Below are 718 nucleotides of genomic sequence, written 5' to 3' on the forward strand. Positions count from 1 at the left end.
CTCTGCACCAAGCTGCAGGATGATGGTCGCTTCCTCGATTTCCTCACACATAACTATGAGGCGCTGTGTAAGGATAAAGACAGCAGCGATCAGAACTGCGCTATCCGTAAAACCAAACTGGGTGAGCAAACAAAAAGTTTACAGCAGGTGACCAGTTACTACGCCAGTAGCCTGGTAGATTCGGCGACCTTATATGGCCAAGAAGGGCTGAAACATGAGGTTGGCGTCTTTGATCAGATGCTGACCCTGAACAAGCGTCTGTCCGGGCTCAAACCTTTCCTGGCCGCACACTGGCAGAACCAGCAGAAATATCTGGAGAACGGCAAGATTGATACCGCTGGCTGGCTGGAAAGCTGCAAGAAAATCTAAACCGTGTACAAAAGGCACAATGGATGTGCCTTCCTCAGCTCAACGAAAGCGGTTTACGATGCGCCCTGCTTATCTCCCTTCCTCAGATTTCAATCATGTTATACAGCATGCCGACCCACAGCAGAAAACCCGCCACGAAGTAGCTATAGAGAAATGCATTACTCGCCGGGAACTGATAAGGCCCCTTAATTTGGGCCTTTCTGGCTTTTATCAGGAGCAGAGGAGGAAGAAGCACGCTCCATATCACCAGCGCAATACCGGCATACGCTAACGCAGAAATAAAGCCGTCAGGGTTCACGATGCACAGCAACGCAGGGGGCAGGTAGGTCAGCGCCGCCGTGAGGGAGGA

1 protein-coding gene and 1 pseudogene are annotated in these 718 nt (G+C 51.4%); one reads left to right on the forward strand and one right to left on the reverse strand.

Annotation, left to right across the window (positions count from 1 at the left end; genetic code table 11):
* Positions 1-369, forward strand: a pseudogene (locus WH277_RS00070) (hypothetical protein); the annotation flags it as partial.
* A gap of 82 nt (positions 370-451) precedes the next feature.
* Here WH277_RS00070 and WH277_RS00075 read toward each other — a convergent pair.
* On the reverse strand, positions 452-718 hold a 267-nt coding region (locus tag WH277_RS00075), incomplete at its 5' end, for an aromatic amino acid transport family protein (RefSeq protein ID WP_339503630.1).

It is taken from the genome of Erwinia sp. MYb416 (assembly GCF_037479575.1).
GTDB lineage: Bacteria > Pseudomonadota > Gammaproteobacteria > Enterobacterales > Enterobacteriaceae > Erwinia > Erwinia rhapontici.